The following is an 18,752-nucleotide window of genomic DNA, read 5'->3' as shown; positions in this document are numbered from 1 at the left end:
GGGCGACGGCGATGACGGCCGAGCTGGTACGGGGGCAGAACCACCCGCTGTCCCAGGTCCGGCTGGCGATCCGGGTCTCGGCCGGGGTGCCGGTCCTGGCCGGCGCCACGCTCGGCGACGAGAACGGCACGGTCCACGGCCCCCAGTGGGTGGCTCACCCCGGCGCCCCCGCCCTGCCCGGTGTCGAGGTGCCCCGGCAGGCCGCCACCGGACATCGGCTCGCGGTCGACCTGGGCGCTCTGCCCGAAACCGTCCACCGCGTCGACATCTTCCTCGCCCTGCCCACCGGGGCCGGGGCACCGCTCCGGTTCGGTGCCGTGGCCGCCCCGCACACGACGGTCGAGGGCCTCGACGGCACCGAACTCGCCTGCTTCACCCTGACCGGCCTGGACGGCGAGACGGCCGTGGTCGCCCTGGAGTTCTACCGCAGACAGGGCGCCTGGAAGGTGCGTGCCGTGGGCCAGGGCTACGCGGCCGGGCTCACCGCACTGCTTGCCGACCAGGGCCTGCACGAGGCCGTCGACGTGGCTGCCGCGGCCCATGCGGCGTCGGCCCCTGGCGAGGCGGCGGCTCCCGGCGAGGCGGCCGCCCACGACCCGTCCCGCCCGCTGCCGACACCGGCCTCCGCAGCGTCAGCGCACGGGACCACGGCTCGCGCGCCGCAGGACACCTCTGCGGCTCCACCGCACGGCGCGTCCGCCTCCACCGCGCGCGTCACGTCGGACCCCGGGCCGTACGACACCGACGTACCCGATCCTCAGGACACCCCCGCGTCCGGGACGCCCGGACAGACGCCTTCCCGTGCCCCGCAGCAGCCGGAGCCCGTGCAGCCGTACGCCGCGCGGAATCCGTACGACACGCAGGAATCCGACGCGGCCTCGCGAGAGCCCGGCACCGGGGTCGACTACACGCACCCCGGCCGCCGCCCACACGGCACACCGCCGTCGGCGGCTCCGGCCGCCGTCGGCGCGCCCGCGCAGCCCGTGGCGGGGGACGCAGTGGGCTGGTCGATGGAGGAGCGGCTGTACAACCAGGTCTGGGGCATGTTCGAGGACCTGGCCCGTACGACCGCCGCTTACCGCAGCGCCGTCGACTTCGCCGACTCCCGCTTGGAAAAGGAGCTCGACCAGGCCCTCACCGACCCCCGCGGCAGGCTCGGCGCCGCGAGCGACGCCGCGCGCGAGGCGGCCCACGCCCGCCGGACCCAACTGGTGGATCAGGCGCGTGCGGTCCTCGACCGCGACCTCGCCCAGCTCACCGCCGAGTCCGAGGTGGTCGAGCCCGCGCTTCCGCCCGCCTACGCCCGCTGGGACAACCCCGTCTGGCACGGCTACCGCGTGCCCGCCGCGCCCCCGATGGCCCTGCGCCTCGGCGATCTCCATCTGCCCGAGAGCGTGCCGCTGCGCATCCCCCTGCTGGTCAGGCTGCCGCTGGAACGCGGTCTGTGGGTCGACAGCGGCCCGGCGGCGGCATCCGGCGGCTTCCCGGACTCCGCCGAGCTGCGGCACCTGGCCGTGGAGGCAGCGGTGGCACTCGCGGCGCGGCTGCTCGCCGTGCATCCGGCGGGGGACTTCGCCGTGCAGGTCATCGATCCGGCCGGCACCGCGTCCACGGCGTTCGCCCCGCTCACGCGGACCGGCGTGCTCGCCATGCCTCCCGCGACCGGCGCGGGCGGGGTGACGCAGATGCTGGAGCGGCTCACCCGACGGGTGGACCTCGTGCAGATGGCGATGCGTGGCAGTGCGCCCGAATCGCTGCCGGCCGACGTCGACACCGCGCGTCAGCTGCTGATCGTCAACGACTTCCCGCACGGTTTCGACGACCGGGCGGTCACCCGGCTGCGCTATCTCGCCGACGAGGGGCCCGACGTCGGTGTCCACCTCCTGCTGGTGGCGGACCGGGAGGACGCCGCCGCCTACGGCCCTCTCCTCGATCCGCTGTGGCGTTCGCTGATGCGACTCACCCCCGTACCCGACGATCACTTCGCCGACCCCTGGGTCGGGCACGCCTGGACATATGAACCATCGCTGGTGCCGGTCGGGAGCCAGATCGTGCACCAGGTGCTCACCGAGGTGGCCAGAGCAAGGACCAAGTACAGCTAAAGTCCTCCCACCAGCACTCTTGGTCTTTGTTTTACTTTTCTCTTTACCTTTCCTTGGTGATTGGGGTACAGTCTTCCGTACGGAGGGGAGTACTTCCTGACTGTGGCGCACCCGTCAGTACGGACCGGTTCCGGTCCCGGGGCGTCGGCCCGACGCGGGTGGAGGAGACCTCCGGCAGCGACGACGCTGATGTGTTTGCCGTTACGTAATGCCGGAGGTGCGGTGGAAGTCTCCATGACCCTGTGGGTCCTGACCATCGTGGGCCTCGCCGCCCTGATCGCGGTCGATTTCCTCATCGGGCGCAGGCCGCATGAGGTGTCCATCAAGGAAGCCGGTATCTGGACCGTCGTCTGGATTGCGCTGGCCGGGCTGTTCGGCCTCGGTCTCCTCGCCTTCGGCGGTGGACAGCCGGCCGGCGAGTTTCTCGCGGGATTCATCACCGAGAAGTCGCTGAGCGTCGACAACCTCTTCGTCTTCGTCCTCATCATGGCGAAGTTCGCGGTGCCCGCGCGGTACCAGCAGCGCGTTCTGCTCGTCGGTGTCCTCATAGCCCTGGTCCTGCGGGCCGTCTTCATCGCCGCAGGAGCCGCGATCATCGCCAGTTTCTCCTGGATCTTCTACCTGTTCGGCGCGTTCCTCATCTGGACCGCCTGGAAGCTCGTCCAGGGGACCCGCGCGGACCAAGAGGACGAGGAGTACGAGGAGAACAAACTGCTGAAGGCCGCGGAGCGCAAGTTCGGTGTGGCTGACCGGTATCACGGCACCAAGCTGTGGATACGGCAGAACGGCAAGCGGGTCATGACCCCGATGCTGGTCGTGATGCTCGCCATCGGCACCACGGACGTCCTGTTCGCCCTGGACTCCATCCCCGCGATCTTCGGCTTGACACAGGACCCGTACATCGTCTTCACCGCCAACGCCTTCGCCCTCATGGGCCTGCGACAGCTGTACTTCCTCATCGGCGGCCTGCTGAAGAAGCTCGTGCACCTCTCGTACGGCCTGTCGGTCATCCTCGGTTTCATCGGCGTCAAGCTGGTGCTGCACGCCCTGCACGAGTCCGGCGTCCACGTGCCCGAGATCAGCATCCCGGTCTCGCTCGGCGTGATCTGCGCGGTCCTGATCGTCACCACAGTCACCAGCCTGATGGCCAACAGTAGGCAGGCTGCCGCCGAGGCAGCCCGCACCGGCGGCGAAGCCGCCCCGAAGGACGGCGTCGACGCCTGACCAAGCCCGAGGTCCCACACCGCAAAGGACCAGAAGTATCGGAAAACAGAGGAATGCGAATCCTGTACGCCTCTGCGACCATCCCCGCATGATCACTCGGCTCCGGGCCTTCGCTCGGCAATGGACGGTCCTCGTGCCCGTCTTCGCGGTCGTCATCCTGGTCTTCACCTGGGGCCGCAGCCTGCCGGGCGCGGTCGTCGCCGTGGTGACGCTGGTGCTCGCCGGTTCCGTCCTGGCGGCCGTCCACCACGCCGAGGTCATTGCCCACCGCGTCGGCGAGCCCTTCGGCTCCCTGGTGCTCGCCATAGCCGTCACGATCATCGAGGTGGCCCTGATCGTCACTCTCATGGCGGACGGCGGGGACAAGAGTTCCACCCTGGCCAGGGACACCGTCTTCGCCGCCGTGATGATCACCTGCAACGGCATCGTCGGGCTCTGTCTGCTCGTCGGGTCCCTGCGGCACGGTACCGCGATCTTCAACCCCGAGGGCACCGGCGCCGCCCTGGCCACCGTGGCGACGCTCGCCACGCTCAGCCTGGCGCTGCCCACCTTCACCACCAGTAGGCCCGGACCCGAGTTCTCCTCGGTGCAGCTGACCTTCGCCGCGCTGTCCTCACTGATCCTGTACGGACTGTTCGTGGCCACCCAGACCGTGCGCCACCGCGACTACTTCCTGCCGATCACCCGGCAGCGCGTGGTCGTCACCGCCGACGACCACGCCCAGCCCCCGTCCGCGCGCACCGCCTGGATCAGCCTCGGCCTGCTCGGCCTGGCCCTGATCGGCGTGGTCGGCCTGGCCAAGGGCGTGTCGCCGACCATCGAGTCGGGCGTGGTGGCGGCCGGGCTGCACCAAGCTGTCGTCGGTGTGATCATCGCCCTGCTCGTGCTGCTGCCGGAGACGATCGCCGCGCTGCGCGCCGCACGTCGCGACCGCGTGCAGACCAGCCTCAACCTCGCACTCGGCTCGGCCATGGCCAGCATCGGCCTGACCATCCCGGTCGTCGCCCTCGCCTCCGTCTGGCTGTCCGGACCGCTCGTGCTCGGCCTCGGCTCGACGCACATGCTGCTGCTCGCACTGACCATCGTGGTCAGCTCCCTCACCGTGGTGCCGGGACGGGCCACGCCCCTGCAGGGCGGGGTCCACCTGGTGCTCTTCGCGGCCTACCTGGAGCTGGCCATCAGCCCGTAGCCCGCCCGTCCGGCCCCTCTTCGGGAGGCCTGTGAGGCGTCGCCGCCGTTCCGGGCCCCGGCCCGTCAACCCGTCGCAGGTTCCACCGCCGGCACGGGCACCGGCCGCGTCTCCGGAAGCAGCGCGAAGCACACCAGGCTGATCAGCCCGATGCCCGTGAGATACACGCCTACGGCCCAGGGCACACGCCCGCTCTGCTCCGCGAGCGCCGTGGCCACGATCGGGGTGAGCGCGCCACCGAGGACCCCGCCGAGGTTGTAGCCCACCGCGGCGCCCGTGCAGCGCACCCGCGCCTCGTACAGTTCCGGCAGGTAGGCGGCGATGACCGCGAACATGGTGACAAAGGCGATCAGCGCGCCCAGGATGCCCAGGAACATCAGCAGCGGCTGACCGGTGGCCAGCAGGGACACCATCGGGAGCATCCACACGACGCAGGCCGCGCAACCCGTCAGACACATCGGCCGCCGCCCGTAGCGGTCGCCGAGGAGCGCCACCAAGGGCGTGAGGGCCCCTTTCACGACCACCGCGGCCATGACACACGTCAGCATCACCGTCCGGCTCACCCCTAGCCGCTCCGTCGCATACGCCAGCGACCAGGTCGTCACCGCGTAGAACACCGCGTACCCGATGGCCAGCGCGCCGGCCGTCAGCAGCACCAGCCGCCCGTGATGCCGTACGACCTCCACGAGCGGCACGCGCGCGTGGTCGTCGATTTCGAGGAACCGGGGGCTCTCGGCGAGCGACGAGCGCAACCACAGCCCGGCGAGCGCCGGCACACCGGCGACCCAGAACGGCACGCGCCAGCCCCACCCGGCGAACTCCGCGTCGGACAGGCCCGCCGACAGTGCGAGCATCACCCCGTTGGCCAGCACGAAGCCGACCGCGGGCCCCACTTGAGGGAAGCTCGACCACAGAGCGCGTCGCGCGGCCGGCGCGTGCTCGGCGGTCAACAACACCGCCCCGCCCCACTCCCCGCCGAGCCCGAGGCCCTGCAGGAAGCGCAGCATGAGCAGCAGCAGGGGCGCGGCGACGCCGATGGTCCCGTACGAAGGCACACAGCCCACCGCGACCGTCGAGGCGCCCGTGAGCAGCAGTGAGGCGACGAGCACCGGCCGCCGCCCGTGGCGGTCGCCGAGATGCCCGAACACCACCGAGCCCAGCGGCCGGGCCACGAAGCCCACCCCGAACGTCACGAACGCCGCCAGCGTCCCCGCGACCGGCGAGAACGTCGGGAAGAACAGCGGCCCCAGGACCAGGGCCGCCGCCGTTCCGTAGACGAAGAAGTCGTAGAACTCGATCGCGGTCCCCGCCAGGGACGCGGCGGCGAGTCTCGGCATCGAAGGGGTGCTCACGGCACGCACAGGCTGCATGCCGCGTCAACCACCCACCGTGATCAACAGTTACGGGGCGCGCGGAGGTGATCGGGCGACGTGGCGTGCGCCGCCGGGGCTTCCGGCGCACGCGGCCCGCCATGTGCTCCGGCCACCGTGATAGACCGGGTGCGAGCGGCGGTCGTCGACGTACCGCCCCGAACGGACCGGAGGAAACGTGCCCCGCACCCTGGCCAACGCCCCGATCATGATCCTCAACGGGCCCAATCTGAACCTGCTCGGCCAGCGCCAGCCCGAGATCTACGGCACGGACACCCTGGCCGACGTCGAGGCGATGTGCGCAAAGGCCGCGGCCGCGCACGGCGGCACCGTGGACTTCCGGCAGTCCAACCACGAGGGTCAGTTGGTCGACTGGATCCATGAGGCGCGCCTGAACCACAGCGGGATCGTCATCAACCCCGGCGCCTACTCCCACACGTCGGTCGCGATTCTGGACGCACTCAACACCTGCGACGGCATGCCCGTGCTGGAGGTGCACATCTCCAACATCCACCGGCGCGAATCGTTCCGGCACCATTCGTACGTCTCGTTGCGTGCCGACGGTGTGATCGCCGGCTGCGGAGTGCAGGGCTATGTGTTCGGTGTGGAGCGGGTCGCCGCCCTGCTGGGGGCGGCCGAGGCCGAGGCTTAGGCCATGGCGTAGTGCGATGCCGTCACAGCCTGCCCGCCTCAACGATCCGCCGCAGGAAGCGCCGCGTCCGCTCCTGCTGCGGGTCGCCGAAGACCTGCTCTGCGGTGCCGCGCTCCAGCACGACGCCACCGTCCAGAAAACAAACCTGGTCGGCGACGTCCCGCGCGAAGCCCATCTCGTGCGTCGCCAGCACCATGGTCATGCCGTCTTCCTTCAGGTCGCGGACCACCTCCAGCACCTCGCCCACGAGTTCGGGATCGAGCGCCGCCGTGATCTCGTCCAGCAGCAACAGCCGAGGCCGTACGGCGAGCGCCCGCACGATCGCCACACGCTGCTGCTGGCCGCCGCTGAGCCGGTCCGGATAGGCATCCGCCTTGGCACCCAGTCCGAGGCGCTCCAGCAGCTCCCTGGCCCGTTCCTCGGCCTCCGCGCGGGCGACGCCGTGCACCCGGCGGGGCGCCAGCGTGATGTTGTCCAGCACGGTCATGTGCGGGAAGAGGTTGTACGCCTGGAAGACCACGCCGATCCGGCGCCGGACCGCGTCCTGGTCGACGCGGGGATCGGTGATCTCCTCGCCGTCCAGCCAGATCGCGCCGTCGTCGATCTCTTCCAGGAGGTTGGCGCAGCGCAGCAGCGTGGACTTGCCCGAGCCGGAGGCGCCGATCAGCGCGGTCACCGTGTGCGGGGCGACCTCCAGACCGACGTCCCGCAGCACGACGGAGCCGCCGAAGGTCTTGCGAACGGACTCCATGCGCAGCACGGGCGTGACTGCGTCGCTCATAGCGATCCTCCCTGGGCCCGCTGCCGGTCCATCCGGGCCGTCACCCAGTCCGTGAAGCGGGTCATCGGAATGGTCAGTGCCACGAAGACCAGGCCCGCGACGATGTACGGCGTGTAGTTGAGGCTGCGCTGGGCGATGATGTCGGCCGCCCGTACGGCGTCGACCGCGCCGCCGATCGACACGAGCCCGGTGTCCTTCTGGAGGGACACGAGGTCGTTCAGCAGAGGCGGCACCTGACGCCGTACCGCCTGGGGAAGCACCACGTACCGCAGCGCCTGACGGTTGGTCAGCCCCAGCGAGCGGGCGGCGGCTCGCTGCGAGGGGTGCACGGACTCGATGCCGGCGCGGAACACCTCGGCGACGTAAGCGGAGTAGGTCAGTGTCAGTGCCGTACCACCGAGCAGCACGGGATCGACGGTCACGCCCTGGAGACGCAGCGCGGGCACGCCGAAGACCACGATCATCAGGTTGATGATCAGCGGCAGACCGCGGAAGAAGTCCGTGTACGCGGCCGCGAGCACCCGAAGGGGGAAGAACACCGGCCCGGGCAGGGTGCGCGCGATGGCGATCAGCATGCCCAGGACGAGCACCAGCACGCCGCAGATCAGCAACAGCCGGATGTTCAGCCACAGCCCGTCGAGGACCTTGGGGAAGGCCTCGCGCGCGTACTGCCCGTCGAAGAAAGTCTCCTTGGTGCGCGGCCAGCCGGGCGCGCTGACGACGACCAGGTAGAGGACGACGCCGGTGACCAGGGTCGAGAGGGCCGCGATCGCCGTCGCGCGGCGGGCACGCGCGCGCTTGTGGCGCTCGCGCTCCAGCCGCCGCGCGGACGGGACGTACCCGTCTCGCATGTCGCCCTTGCCGGAGTCCTCCCCGGCCTCCTCCTTCGTGACCGTCACTTGAGAACCGGAGCGTCGACGGCGTCGGACAGCCACTGCTTCTCCAGCTTCGCCAGTGTGCCGTCCTTGCGCAGGGCGTCCACGGCCGACGTCACGCACGAAGTGAGACCGCTGCCCTTGTCCAGGACAAGCCCGAACTGCTCGGGTGTGCCGCCCTGGTTCTCGAACTGGCCGACGATCCTGGCGTTGGTCACCTGGGCCGAGGTGACGTAGAAGGCGGTCGGCAGGTCGGTGACGATCGCGTCGACCTGGCCGTTCCTGAGCGCGGAGATGGCCTGGTCGTTCTTGGAGTACGCGGCCGCCTCCTGCGACGGCTTCACCACGTCGCTGATGTAGTTGAGGCTCGTGGTGCCCACCTGGGCACCCAGCTTGAGGTCCTTCAGGTCCGCGATGCTCGTCGCCTTGGCGGCCTTGCTGCCCTTCAGCGCGATGACGGCCTGGCGCACGTCGTAGTAGCCGGAGGAGAAGTCGACGGCCTTCTTGCGCTCGGAGCTGATCGACACCTGGTTGATGTCGAAGTCGAAGCTCTTCACGCCGGGCGCGAACGCCTTGTTGAACGGCACGCTCTGCCAGACGACCGCGCTCTTGCCATAGCCCAGTTGCTGGGCCACGGCGTAGGCGACCGCCGACTCGAAGCCCTTGCCGTCCGCGGGCTTGTCGTCCTTGAACCAGGGCTCGTACGCCGGTTCGTCCGTCGCGATCGTCAGCTTCCCGGACGTTTTGGTGGCCAACTTGCCCTTGGCGCAGCTCTTCGCGGCCGAGCCGGAGGGTGAGGCCGACGCCTTCTGCTCCGGCTGCGGAGCACAGCCGACGGCGAGGGCGAGCAGGGCTACGGTGGCGGCGGCAGCCGCACGGCGCAGGACACGAGGGGCTGTGTACATGGCGGGAGATTGGCAGCGAACCCCGCGTTTGTCCAGGTCACGACCATAACTGTCCGCATACTGGGAACGGGTGTTGCGGGCGTGTGAACATCCCTCATGGCGCGCGGCTTCGGCCTGGGCCGCCGACCGAGGGCGGGGTTGGAGGCCGGCGGCCCTGCCGCAGAGGAGCCGTCATCCTCCGCGGGGTTGCCACCAGTTGACCGCGTGACTGGGCACGCGGGGAGAGCGCACGCGCCCCCAGCATGTGCGAGACGTTCACACGGGGCGCGCGCGGCCGAAACGTCCCCGGGGCGCGCGACGCGAAACGTGCCCGGCGCTCAGGAGAGAAACGCGCCCGGCGCTCACCATCCGCGCGCGTGCCACTCCGGCAGATGCGGTCGCTCCGCACCCAGGGTCGTGTCGTTGCCGTGCCCGGGGTAGACCCAGGTCTCATCGGGGAGTACGTCGAAGATCTTCGTCTTCACGTCGTGGATCAGACTGGCGAAGGCCTTCGGATCCTTACGCGTGTTGCCGACACCGCCCGGGAAGAGGCAGTCGCCGGTGAAGACGTGCGGGTGGCCGTGCGGGTCGTCGTAGACCAGCGCGATCGAACCCGGGGTGTGCCCGACGAGGTGCCGTGCGGTGAGCTCCACCTGTCCCACCCTGATGACGTCGCCGTCGTCCACGAGGACATCGGTGGGCACGGGGATGCCGGAGGCGTCCTCGCGGCCGGCGTACGTACGCGCTCCCGTGGCCGCGACGACCTCGGCGAGCGCCTGCCAGTGGTCGCCGTGCTGATGCGTGGTGACGACGGAGGCGATGCCGTCGTCACCGATCATCCCGAGGAGCGTCTGCGCCTCGTTGGCGGCGTCGATCAGAAGCTGCTCGTCGGTGGCCCGGCAGCGCAACAGGTAGGCGTTGTTGTCCATCGGGCCGACCGCGATCTTCGTGATCATCAGGTCCTTGAGCTCGTGCACATCCGCCGGTCCGCCGACCCTGACCTCTCCGGTGTACGTCATGGTGATCAGCCTATAGCGGGGGAGGACCGGCGGACCGTAGCGGACCTACAACGGGGGCAGCTTCGGCAGCGGGCCGTTCGTGGTGAGGCCGGAGCCGTCGCGTCGCCCGGCGAGCCAGCCGAGCAGGTCAGCGGCCGTACCCTCGACCTGGACCGGTCCGCCCTCCGCTCCGCCGCCCGTGGTCCAGGTCCGGCCGTTGCCTGCGCTCAGGCCGGTCGAGGGCACCTCCTCGTGTCCGGCGAAGCGCTTCGCCAGGAAGTCGATCTCCCGGTCCGTGAACTCGGCCGGAAGATCCTCCAGCTCGTACCCGATGCCGAGATCGACATGGTGCAGCTCGACCTCGATCCACCGCCGGAACGGCACGCGGGACGCCGAGTCGGTGACCCCGTTGCGCAGCTCCACCGTGCGCGTCCAGTCCGCCGGCGCGTCCCCCGCGGCCTGGAAGCGGGCCGCGCTCTCGCGCAGGTCGGCGAGCTGGGCGTCGAGGCCGCGTGGGGCGTCGCGTTCGATGTCGGCGTCCCGTGCCTCGGCGCTCGCGTACATGGGCCGGCCCTCGAGAACGTTCACGAGCGCTTCCGCGTTGCGCGCGAGGTGGGCGAGGACATGCCCGCGGGTCCACCCCGGAAGCCGTGACGGCTCGGCGAGCGACGCGTTGTCCAGTTTGGCGACCGCGGTGAGGAGCCGTTCGGTCGCGTCACGTACACATGCCAGGTCATGAGCGTGATCAATCATGGGCCTGACACTAGCTCCACCACACCTTTGGGTGAAGGTGGTGAAGCTCGGCCGCAAATCGAAAGCACGTGCTATATCGTCGAGGGCGGCGTCGGGCATGCTGGATGGCCGGGGGTTGTTATGCAACCGGAGAATCCGACCGGCGTTGTCAGTGGCTCCCCCTAGTCTGAAGAAGCACGGGGGCCCCGCCCCTGTCACTTCTCTCAAGAAAGGTGCGGACCGGCGTGGCCGACCGTCTCATCGTCCGTGGCGCGCGCGAGCACAACCTGAAGAATGTCTCGCTCGACCTGCCGCGTGACTCGCTCATCGTCTTCACGGGCCTGTCCGGGTCGGGCAAGTCCTCCCTGGCCTTCGACACGATCTTCGCCGAGGGCCAGCGGCGCTACGTGGAGTCGCTCTCCTCGTACGCCCGGCAGTTCCTCGGCCAGATGGACAAGCCGGACGTCGACTTCATCGAGGGTCTGTCCCCGGCGGTCTCCATCGACCAGAAGTCGACCTCGCGCAACCCGCGCTCGACGGTCGGCACCATCACCGAGGTCTACGACTACCTGCGTCTGCTCTTCGCGCGTATCGGCAAGCCGCACTGCCCCGAGTGCGGCCGCCCGATCTCCCGCCAGTCGCCGCAGGCCATCGTCGACAGGGTCCTGGAGCTGCCGGAGGGGAGCCGCTTCCAGGTGCTGTCGCCGCTCGTGCGCGAGCGCAAGGGCGAGTTCGTCGACCTCTTCGCCGACCTGCAGACCAAGGGCTACTCCCGCGCGCGCGTGGACGGGCAGACCATCCAGCTGTCCGAGCCGCCGACGCTGAAGAAGCAGGAGAAGCACACCATCGAGGTGGTCGTGGACCGCCTCACGGTGAAGGAGTCCGCCAAGCGCCGCCTCACCGATTCTGTGGAGACCGCCCTCGGCCTGTCCGGCGGCATGATCGTGCTGGACTTCGTCGACCTCCCCGAGGACGACCCCGAGCGCGAGCGCATGTACTCCGAGCACCTGTACTGCCCGTACGACGACCTGTCCTTCGAGGAGCTGGAGCCCCGCTCCTTCTCCTTCAACTCGCCCTTCGGCGCCTGCCCCGACTGCACCGGCATCGGCACGCGGATGGAGGTCGACCCCGAGCTGATCGTTCCGGACGAGGACAGGTCCCTGGACGAAGGCGCCATCCACCCCTGGTCGCACGGGCACACCAAGGACTACTTCGGCCGGCTGATCGGCGCCCTCGCGGACGCGCTCGGCTTCCGCACGGACATCCCGTTCGCGGGCCTGCCCCAGCGCGCGAAGAAGGCCCTGCTCTACGGCCACAAGACCCAGATCGAGGTCCGCTACCGCAACCGGTACGGCCGTGAGCGCGTGTACACCACGCCCTTCGAGGGCGCGGTGCCGTTCGTGAAGCGCCGGCACAGCGAGGCCGAGAGCGACGCCAGCCGCGAGCGCTTCGAGGGCTACATGCGCGAGGTGCCCTGCCCCTCCTGTGAGGGCACGCGCCTGAAGCCCATCGTCCTCGCGGTCACGATCATGGAGAAGTCGATCGCCGAGGTCGCCGCGATGTCGATCAGTGACTGCGCGGACTTCCTGGGCCGGCTGAAGCTGAGTGCCCGTGACAAGAAGATCGCCGAGCGGGTGCTGAAGGAGGTCAACGAGCGACTGCGCTTCCTGGTCGACGTCGGCCTCGACTACCTCTCGCTGAACCGCGCGGCCGGCACGCTCTCCGGCGGCGAGGCCCAGCGCATCCGCCTGGCCACCCAGATCGGCTCCGGCCTCGTCGGCGTCCTGTACGTCCTGGACGAGCCGTCCATCGGTCTGCACCAGCGGGACAACCACCGGCTGATCGAGACCCTGGTCCGGCTGCGCGACATGGGCAACACGCTCATCGTCGTGGAGCACGACGAGGACACCATCAAGGTCGCCGACTGGGTCGTGGACATCGGCCCCGGCGCCGGTGAGCACGGCGGCAAGGTCGTGCACAGCGGCTCCCTCACGGAGTTGCTCACCAACACCGAGTCGCAGACCGGCGCCTATCTCTCGGGGCGCAAGGCGATTCCGCTTCCGGACATCCGCCGTCCCCGCGACCCGTCCCGGCAGCTCACCGTGCACGGCGCCCGTGAGAACAACCTGCAGGACATCGACGTGTCCTTCCCGCTGGGCGTGTTCACGGCCGTCACGGGCGTCTCCGGATCCGGAAAGTCGACGCTGGTCAACGACATCCTGTACACGCACCTGGCGCGTGAGCTGAACGGCGCGAGGAACGTCCCCGGACGGCACACGCGCGTGGACGGCGACGACCTGGTCGACAAGGTCGTGCATGTCGACCAGTCGCCGATCGGCCGCACCCCGCGGTCCAACCCGGCGACGTACACCGGCGTCTTCGACCACATCCGCAAGCTGTTCGCCGAGACCACCGAGGCGAAGGTCCGCGGCTACCAGCCCGGCCGCTTCTCCTTCAACGTCAAGGGCGGCCGCTGCGAGAACTGCGCGGGCGACGGCACGATCAAGATCGAGATGAACTTCCTCCCGGACGTCTACGTCCCGTGCGAGGTCTGCCACGGCGCCCGGTACAACCGGGAGACCCTGGAGGTCCACTACAAGGGCAAGTCCATCGCCGATGTGCTGAACATGCCGATCGAGGAGGCCACCGACTTCTTCGAGGCCGTCCCGGCCATCTCCCGGCACCTGAGGACGCTGAAGGACGTCGGCCTCGGCTACGTCCGCCTCGGCCAGTCCGCCACCACCCTCTCCGGCGGTGAGGCCCAGCGCGTGAAGCTGGCCAGCGAGCTGCAGAAGCGATCCACCGGACGCACGGTCTACGTCCTGGACGAGCCGACCACCGGTCTGCACTTCGAGGACATCAGCAAGCTGCTGAAGGTCCTCGGCGGCCTGGTCGACAAGGGCAACACGGTCATCGTCATCGAGCACAACCTCGATGTGATCAAGACCGCCGACTGGATCGTCGACATGGGTCCGGAGGGCGGCGCCGGCGGTGGCCTCGTGGTCGCCGAGGGCACCCCCGAGGAGGTCGCCGGGGTTCCGGCCAGCCACACCGGCAAGTTCCTGCGCGAGATCCTCGGCGCCGACCGCATCAGCGACGCCGAATCCGTGCCGGCGCAGCGCACCGCAACGGCCGGGAAGACGGCCGCGGCGAGGACGGCGGCGAAGAAGACGGTGACGGCGAAGGCCAACAGCACGGCGACCAAGAAGGCCGACGCGGTCACGAAGAAGGCGACGCCCACGAAGAAGACGACGCCCGCGAAGAAGACGACGCGGGCACGCAAGGCCTGACACATCACCAGAAAAGTGGCGCCCCGCGGGAACTCCCCGCGGGGCGCCACTCGTTCCACCATCAGCCACCCCGGCTCCGAGGTTCGCCAGCTCCCCGCACCCCGGGTCCGGTCGCACCTTCACAACAGCAGAGAGGGAAACCCCGGACAGAAAAGGGGCCGATCACAGTTCACCGAGCTCGGCCGCGAACGGCGGCTCGGCCCCCGCCCGCGAGCAGGTGATCGCAGCCGCGCGTGCCGCGAAGCGCAGCAGCCGCGTCCAGCCCTCCGTCCCGAGGGCGGCGAGTGCTTCCTCCGACAGCGCGTCCAGGGCGGACAGCCCGTGCAGCAAGGCCGCGTTGACCGTGTCACCGGCGCCGATGGTGTCCACCACGGTGACCTTCTCACCTGGTACGGAGTACTCCGCGCCGTCCCGGGTGAACGCGGTCAGACCGTCCCCGCCCCGGGTCACCACCACGGCCGCTGGTCCCGCGGCCAGCCACTCGCGCGGGGTGCCGCCCAGCCACTCGGCATCCTCAGCGGACAGCTTCAGCAGCGTCACCGAGGGCAGCCAGCTCTTGAAACGCGCCCGGTAGGCGTCCGCGTCCGGGATCAGCCCCGCCCGGATGTTGGGGTCGAGCGCGGTGAACAGCCCCTGCCCGGCCGCCGCGTGCATCAGCTCCTCATAGGCGCTCGCTCCCGGTTCCAGGACGAGCGAGCAGGTGCCGAAGGACACCGCGCGGGTACCGGCCGGCAGCGCGGCGGGGGCGGTGAACAGACGGTCGGCGGTGCCGTCCACATAGAAGGAGTAAGCGGCCGAGCCACTGTCGTCGATCGTGGCCACCGCCAGCGTCGTTGGCTCAGTCCCGCGCTGCACGCTCGACACGTCCACCCCCGCGCGCCGCAGCCCGTCGAGCAGGGCCTCGCCGAAGGCGTCGTGCGACGTCCGGGAGCAGAAAGCGGTGCGGGAACCGAGCCGGCCGAGGGCCACGGCGGCGTTGTAAGGGCCGCCGCCGAGCGCCGGCATCAGGGCCGCGAGGGCGCCGGAGCCCTGCGGTACCAGGTCGATCAGTGCCTCACCGGCGACGACGATCACGAGGCGGTTCCCTTCTCCGACGGCGTGGATGATGCGGTGTGCCCGGGCTCCTGGGACCCGCCGGGCTCCTCCGGGCACCCGCAGGACGTGCGATGGACGAACGCGCACGGCAGCCGGACCGTCCGGATCGGCCGACCTGGCTCGTCCAGACGGTCCAGGAGCACCCGGACGGCCTGCGCGCCCAACTCCCTGCTGGGCTGGGCGATGGCGGTGAGCCGGGGTGAGAACAGATCGGCCCAGGCGAAGTCGTCGAAGCAGCCCAGGGCGATGTCGTCCGGTACGGACAGGCCGTGCCGGCGCAGGGCGCGCAGGGCGCCGATCGTCATGGCGTTGTTGGCCGTGACGAGTGCCGTGGGCGGTTCAGGGAGGGCGAGCAGTGCGGCGGTGGCCTGCTCGGCACCGGTGGACTCGGAGTTGCCGGACACCAGGAGCCGTTCATCGAGCTCCAGGCCGGCTGCGCCGAGGCCGTGCCAGTAGCCGGAGACACGCTCACTGGTGGTGCTGAGGCCGGGCAGACCCGCGACCAGGCCGATCCTGTGATGGCCCAGCCCGGCGAGATGGGTGACCAGACGGGCGGTCGGCTCGGCGCTGTCGGCGCATACCTGGTCGTACCAGGGCGCGTTCTGATCGGGAGCGGCACCCGCTCCGCCACCCACCGCGGAGCCGCCCGGCACGCCGGCGTCGACCATCCGGTCCAGGAACACGGTCGGTACGGCGTGGCGGCGGAGATAGCCGACCAGTTCGTGCGGGCGCGCGGAGGGCGCGACGATCATGCCGTCCACCCGGCGCTCATGGAGGAGCTGCACGACCTTGCGTTCGTGCCCCGGGTCGTCGTGCGGGTCCGCGAGGAGCAGGCTGTAGCCCGCCTCCAGGGCGGCGGCCTCCACGCCCTGGAGGATCTCCGTGAAGTACGGGTTGCTGATCGCCGACACCGCGAGCCCGATGGAGCGGGTGCGGGAGGTCACCAGGGACCGTGCCAGCGTGTTGGGGGTGTAGCCGAGGGCGTCGATGGCGTCGAGCACGGCCTGGCGGGTGTGGGGCAGCACGGGGCGGGTGCCGTTCAGGACGTGGGACACGGTCGCCACGGAGACCCCGGCGCTCCGTGCGACATCCGCCATGGTGGGCATCGCGGCTCCCTCCTGAACCGATCGAGCGCAGTCCTTCCGCGCGGGACGGTATCCCATGGACCGACCTGGCGTAAACGCTTGCGCAATCGTTTACGTCGACTCCCTCGCCCACCCTCCCCAACAGCCCTCCCCTGGCGCTCCCTCTCTCTCCTGTGCCGCGCCGGACACAACCTCCCGCCGCAGTCGTCGCCCCCGCCCCGAGGCCGGCCCTTGTGCCCGGGTATCGTCGCCCTGCACACCCCTTGAGCAGTGGAGTCCCAGATGCCCGCCCGACCGTCCGCGAGCCGTCGTACCGTCCTTCGAGGGGCCGCCGCGGTCCCGGTCGCCGGTCTCGGCCTGACCGCGTGCGCGGGGCCCGGTCAGGGTGGTTCGGTGGCGGCCACCCCGACCGCGCCGGTGGACCTCGGTGCCGAGAGCGAGGTCTCGAAGGGCGGCGCCAAGCTCTACCGGGACCACAACGTGGTCGTCAGCCGCGACGGGAGCGGCGCGCTGAAGGCCTACAGCACGATCTGCACGCACGCCGGGTGCCCCATCAACAAGCTCCAGGGGACGACCCTGATCTGCCCCTGCCACGGCAGCCAGTTCGACGCCGCGACGGGCAAGGTGGTCCAGTCACCGGCCACCGAGCCCCTGGCCGAGCTGCCGGTGAAGACCACGAACGGCAGGATCATCGCCGGCCCGGGCGCCTGACCCGACAGTCACGCTGACACGCCGGGTGCGAGAACGGGCTGTACGGCGGCCCCGCGCCACACTTCCCGGCCGGGACTCACACCCGAGGCGAGTTCACTCCCATTCCCACGCGATCCCGACGATCCCCGGGCGGATCCGTGGCTCGACCACGTGGACGCAGTGGTGGGGGCCGGTGACCGACAGCTGGTGGCGGCCGCTGCGGGGGGCCGCCGTCGAGTGCTGGGTGAACCGATGGCAGTGGGCCGGCAGCGCGGCTGCGTCGAATCGCACCTGGAGGGCGTACTGGCCGCCGGGGAAGCCGAAGCGGTGGAGGAACTCGCGGCTCGGGCCGGCCGTGCCGTCCTCGATCCCGTACCGGAAGAGGTAGGTCTCGCCGGCGCGCAGCCGGGTGTCGAAGAGCAGCTCCGCGGCCAGCACGCCGGTGCCCTGGTCCCAGCGGACGCGTCCGGTGCGACAGTTCTCCAGCGCCCGCACCCTGATGTCGTGCGGGCGGCAGCCGGGGTCGCCGTGGTGCACGGCGATGAAGCGGTCGACGCCGTCACGGTGGGCCCGCACGATGTGATGGGCCTCGCGGCCGGCCAGCTCGCGCCGGGCGCCGATGCGGACGCATTCGTGGTGCCCCAGAGTGTGCAGACCGCCGTCGAGGGACCAGCCGAGCTCGGCCCGGAGCCGGTCCAGGACGTCCGAGGCCTCGATCAGGGAGCGGTAGGAGCGCCCCGCCGGGCGACCGGCCGCGGCGGACCCGTCGGCCTCGGCGAGCAGCCGGATCAGCGACTCGTCCGGCAGCTGGAGGATCTCCTCCAGCGCCCGTACGGCCCGCAGAGACTCCGGGCGCTGGGGGCGGCGGGCACCCTGCTGCCAGTAACTCAGGCTGGTGACGCCGACCTTGACCCCGTGCCGGGACAGATGGTGCTGGACGCGCTGGAGCGGCAGCCCGCGCGCGGCGATCGCGGCGCGCAGCGCCACATGGAAGGGGCCGCCCCGCAGGGCCGTGTCCAGTTCCGCGGTGGGGAGGTGCGCGTGCTCCGTGGCATGCCGCATACCGGGGCGCCTTTCTGTGAGGTGTCGCTACGGCTGGTCAGACCGCCTGCGCTGGTGTGCGGGGCCACCCCCGTGGACGTCGTGGACGCCCCTGGCTGAGCACGCCTCGCCTGTCCGCGTGCGTGCACGGCCCCGAGTTCCCCCGCATTGAAGCGTGTTGACCAGACCCCGACAACACCTCGAACCCGCCATGGCCACCCCTGGCCGGGCCGTTGCTCTGCGCCGGGGGCCTGCGGCCGCGAGCGTCAGGCGCGCCGGAGCCGGCCGATGGGAAGATCGCCGCGTGACGGAGACCTGGACCTTCGGCGGTGATCGCACGGCCGTGACGGCGCAGGAGGCGGTCGCGGTGCTGCGGCGACGGATCGGCGAGGGCCGTCGCGAAACCTGGCTGACCGGCTCCACCGGGCGCCTGCTGTCCGTGGTGAGCAACACCGAACGCGCGCTGGTGATGCTTCTCGACGGAGCGGACGACCCCGGATCCCACGCCGTCTCCGTGGGATCCGCAGGGGCGAGCGGGGGTTTTGTCCTGGCCGATGGGCAGTGCGACACGTACCCGGACCAGGACACCGTGCCGCTCGACGAGGCGTTCCGGATCGTCCGGCACCTGATCGGGACGGGCCTGCCGCCGACGGACACCGGATGGGTTGTGGACGGCTGAGCGGCACGCCGCGGGCGTTGTCCACAGGCCCGACGCGGTGTCGGTGGTCGCCAGTAGGGTGTGAG

Annotated in this window: 16 protein-coding genes; 7 read left to right on the top strand and 9 right to left on the bottom strand. The window is 70.6% G+C overall.

Annotated features, from left to right (window positions below; all coding sequences use genetic code 11):
- Positions 1-11: 11 nt before the first annotated feature.
- From ACFYOH_RS04760 to ACFYOH_RS04750, 3 genes are all read left to right on the top strand, one after another.
- The gene (locus tag ACFYOH_RS04760) at positions 12-2,102 is read left to right on the top strand and encodes a TerD family protein (protein WP_388621210.1); all 2,091 of its coding nucleotides are present in this window, start codon (positions 12-14) and stop codon (positions 2,100-2,102) included.
- Between the two features lie 222 nt (positions 2,103-2,324).
- A complete protein-coding gene (locus tag ACFYOH_RS04755) occupies positions 2,325-3,326 on the top strand; it encodes a TerC family protein (protein WP_388621208.1) in 1,002 nt (333 codons plus the stop codon).
- An 88-nt stretch (positions 3,327-3,414) separates the two neighbouring features.
- Positions 3,415-4,515 carry a calcium:proton antiporter gene (locus tag ACFYOH_RS04750; protein ID WP_388621206.1) on the top strand — a complete coding sequence of 367 codons (1,101 nt, stop codon included), beginning with the start codon at positions 3,415-3,417 and terminating at the stop codon, positions 4,513-4,515.
- 65 nt (positions 4,516-4,580) lie between these two features.
- On the opposite strand, the gene ACFYOH_RS04745 is transcribed toward ACFYOH_RS04750, so the two are convergent.
- Positions 4,581-5,852, bottom strand: coding sequence for an MFS transporter (locus ACFYOH_RS04745; protein ID WP_388622307.1), 1,272 nt, complete (start codon positions 5,850-5,852; stop codon positions 4,581-4,583).
- A 211-nt stretch (positions 5,853-6,063) separates the two neighbouring features.
- Between ACFYOH_RS04745 and aroQ the strand changes: the two genes are divergently transcribed.
- Positions 6,064-6,537, top strand: a complete 474-nt coding sequence (aroQ, locus tag ACFYOH_RS04740) for a type II 3-dehydroquinate dehydratase (protein WP_388621204.1) — start codon at positions 6,064-6,066, stop codon at positions 6,535-6,537.
- A gap of 22 nt (positions 6,538-6,559) precedes the next feature.
- Here the strand turns inward: aroQ and ACFYOH_RS04735 are convergent, their stop codons facing one another.
- From ACFYOH_RS04735 to ACFYOH_RS04715, 5 genes are all read right to left on the bottom strand, one after another.
- Entirely contained in the window at positions 6,560-7,318 is a 759-nt protein-coding gene (locus ACFYOH_RS04735; RefSeq protein WP_388621202.1) for an amino acid ABC transporter ATP-binding protein, read from the bottom strand.
- The gene (locus ACFYOH_RS04730; protein WP_388621199.1) at positions 7,315-8,217 is read right to left on the bottom strand and encodes an amino acid ABC transporter permease; all 903 of its coding nucleotides are present in this window, start codon (positions 8,215-8,217) and stop codon (positions 7,315-7,317) included. The genes ACFYOH_RS04735 and ACFYOH_RS04730 overlap by 4 nt, the downstream gene beginning before the upstream one ends.
- Positions 8,214-9,098: an ABC transporter substrate-binding protein gene (locus ACFYOH_RS04725; RefSeq protein WP_388621196.1), complete on the bottom strand. Its 885-nt coding sequence runs from the start codon at positions 9,096-9,098 to the stop codon at positions 8,214-8,216. Before ACFYOH_RS04725 ends, ACFYOH_RS04730 begins: the two co-directional genes overlap by 4 nt.
- 341 nt (positions 9,099-9,439) lie before the next feature.
- Positions 9,440-10,096, bottom strand: a complete 657-nt coding sequence (locus tag ACFYOH_RS04720) for an MBL fold metallo-hydrolase (protein WP_388621194.1) — start codon at positions 10,094-10,096, stop codon at positions 9,440-9,442.
- A 45-nt stretch (positions 10,097-10,141) separates the two neighbouring features.
- A complete protein-coding gene (locus tag ACFYOH_RS04715) occupies positions 10,142-10,828 on the bottom strand; it encodes a maleylpyruvate isomerase family mycothiol-dependent enzyme (RefSeq protein ID WP_388621192.1) in 687 nt (228 codons plus the stop codon).
- A gap of 224 nt (positions 10,829-11,052) precedes the next feature.
- On the opposite strand from ACFYOH_RS04715, the gene uvrA reads away from it, so the two are divergent.
- Positions 11,053-14,097 (top strand): excinuclease ABC subunit UvrA, encoded by a 3,045-nt coding sequence (gene uvrA / locus ACFYOH_RS04710; protein ID WP_388621190.1) that lies wholly within the window; start codon positions 11,053-11,055, stop codon positions 14,095-14,097.
- A gap of 162 nt (positions 14,098-14,259) precedes the next feature.
- On the opposite strand, the gene ACFYOH_RS04705 is transcribed toward uvrA, so the two are convergent.
- Both ACFYOH_RS04705 and ACFYOH_RS04700 read right to left on the bottom strand, forming a co-directional pair.
- Entirely contained in the window at positions 14,260-15,171 is a 912-nt protein-coding gene (locus tag ACFYOH_RS04705) for a carbohydrate kinase (RefSeq protein ID WP_388621188.1), read from the bottom strand.
- Complete coding sequence (locus ACFYOH_RS04700) at positions 15,168-16,298, bottom strand: LacI family DNA-binding transcriptional regulator (RefSeq protein WP_388621186.1); 1,131 nt, start codon at positions 16,296-16,298, stop codon at positions 15,168-15,170. The genes ACFYOH_RS04705 and ACFYOH_RS04700 overlap by 4 nt, the downstream gene beginning before the upstream one ends.
- A 261-nt stretch (positions 16,299-16,559) precedes the next feature.
- On the opposite strand from ACFYOH_RS04700, the gene ACFYOH_RS04695 reads away from it, so the two are divergent.
- Positions 16,560-16,988, top strand: coding sequence for a Rieske (2Fe-2S) protein (locus tag ACFYOH_RS04695; protein WP_388621184.1), 429 nt, complete (start codon positions 16,560-16,562; stop codon positions 16,986-16,988).
- Between the two features lie 93 nt (positions 16,989-17,081).
- On the opposite strand, the gene ACFYOH_RS04690 is transcribed toward ACFYOH_RS04695, so the two are convergent.
- Positions 17,082-18,029, bottom strand: a complete 948-nt coding sequence (locus tag ACFYOH_RS04690) for a hypothetical protein (protein ID WP_388621182.1) — start codon at positions 18,027-18,029, stop codon at positions 17,082-17,084.
- Positions 18,030-18,312: 283 nt separating this feature from the next.
- Here ACFYOH_RS04690 and ACFYOH_RS04685 point away from each other — a divergent pair, with 283 nt between their 5' ends.
- On the top strand, positions 18,313-18,687 hold the full coding sequence (locus tag ACFYOH_RS04685; protein WP_388621180.1) for a hypothetical protein: 375 nt from the start codon (positions 18,313-18,315) through the stop codon (positions 18,685-18,687).
- Positions 18,688-18,752: the final 65 nt, after the last annotated feature.

The sequence above is a fragment of the Streptomyces sp. NPDC007856 genome (genome assembly GCF_042868225.1).
Taxonomy (GTDB): domain Bacteria; phylum Actinomycetota; class Actinomycetes; order Streptomycetales; family Streptomycetaceae; genus Streptomyces.
Note: the sequence above shows the minus strand (reverse complement) of the source record. Positions and strands in the feature narration are given on the sequence as shown.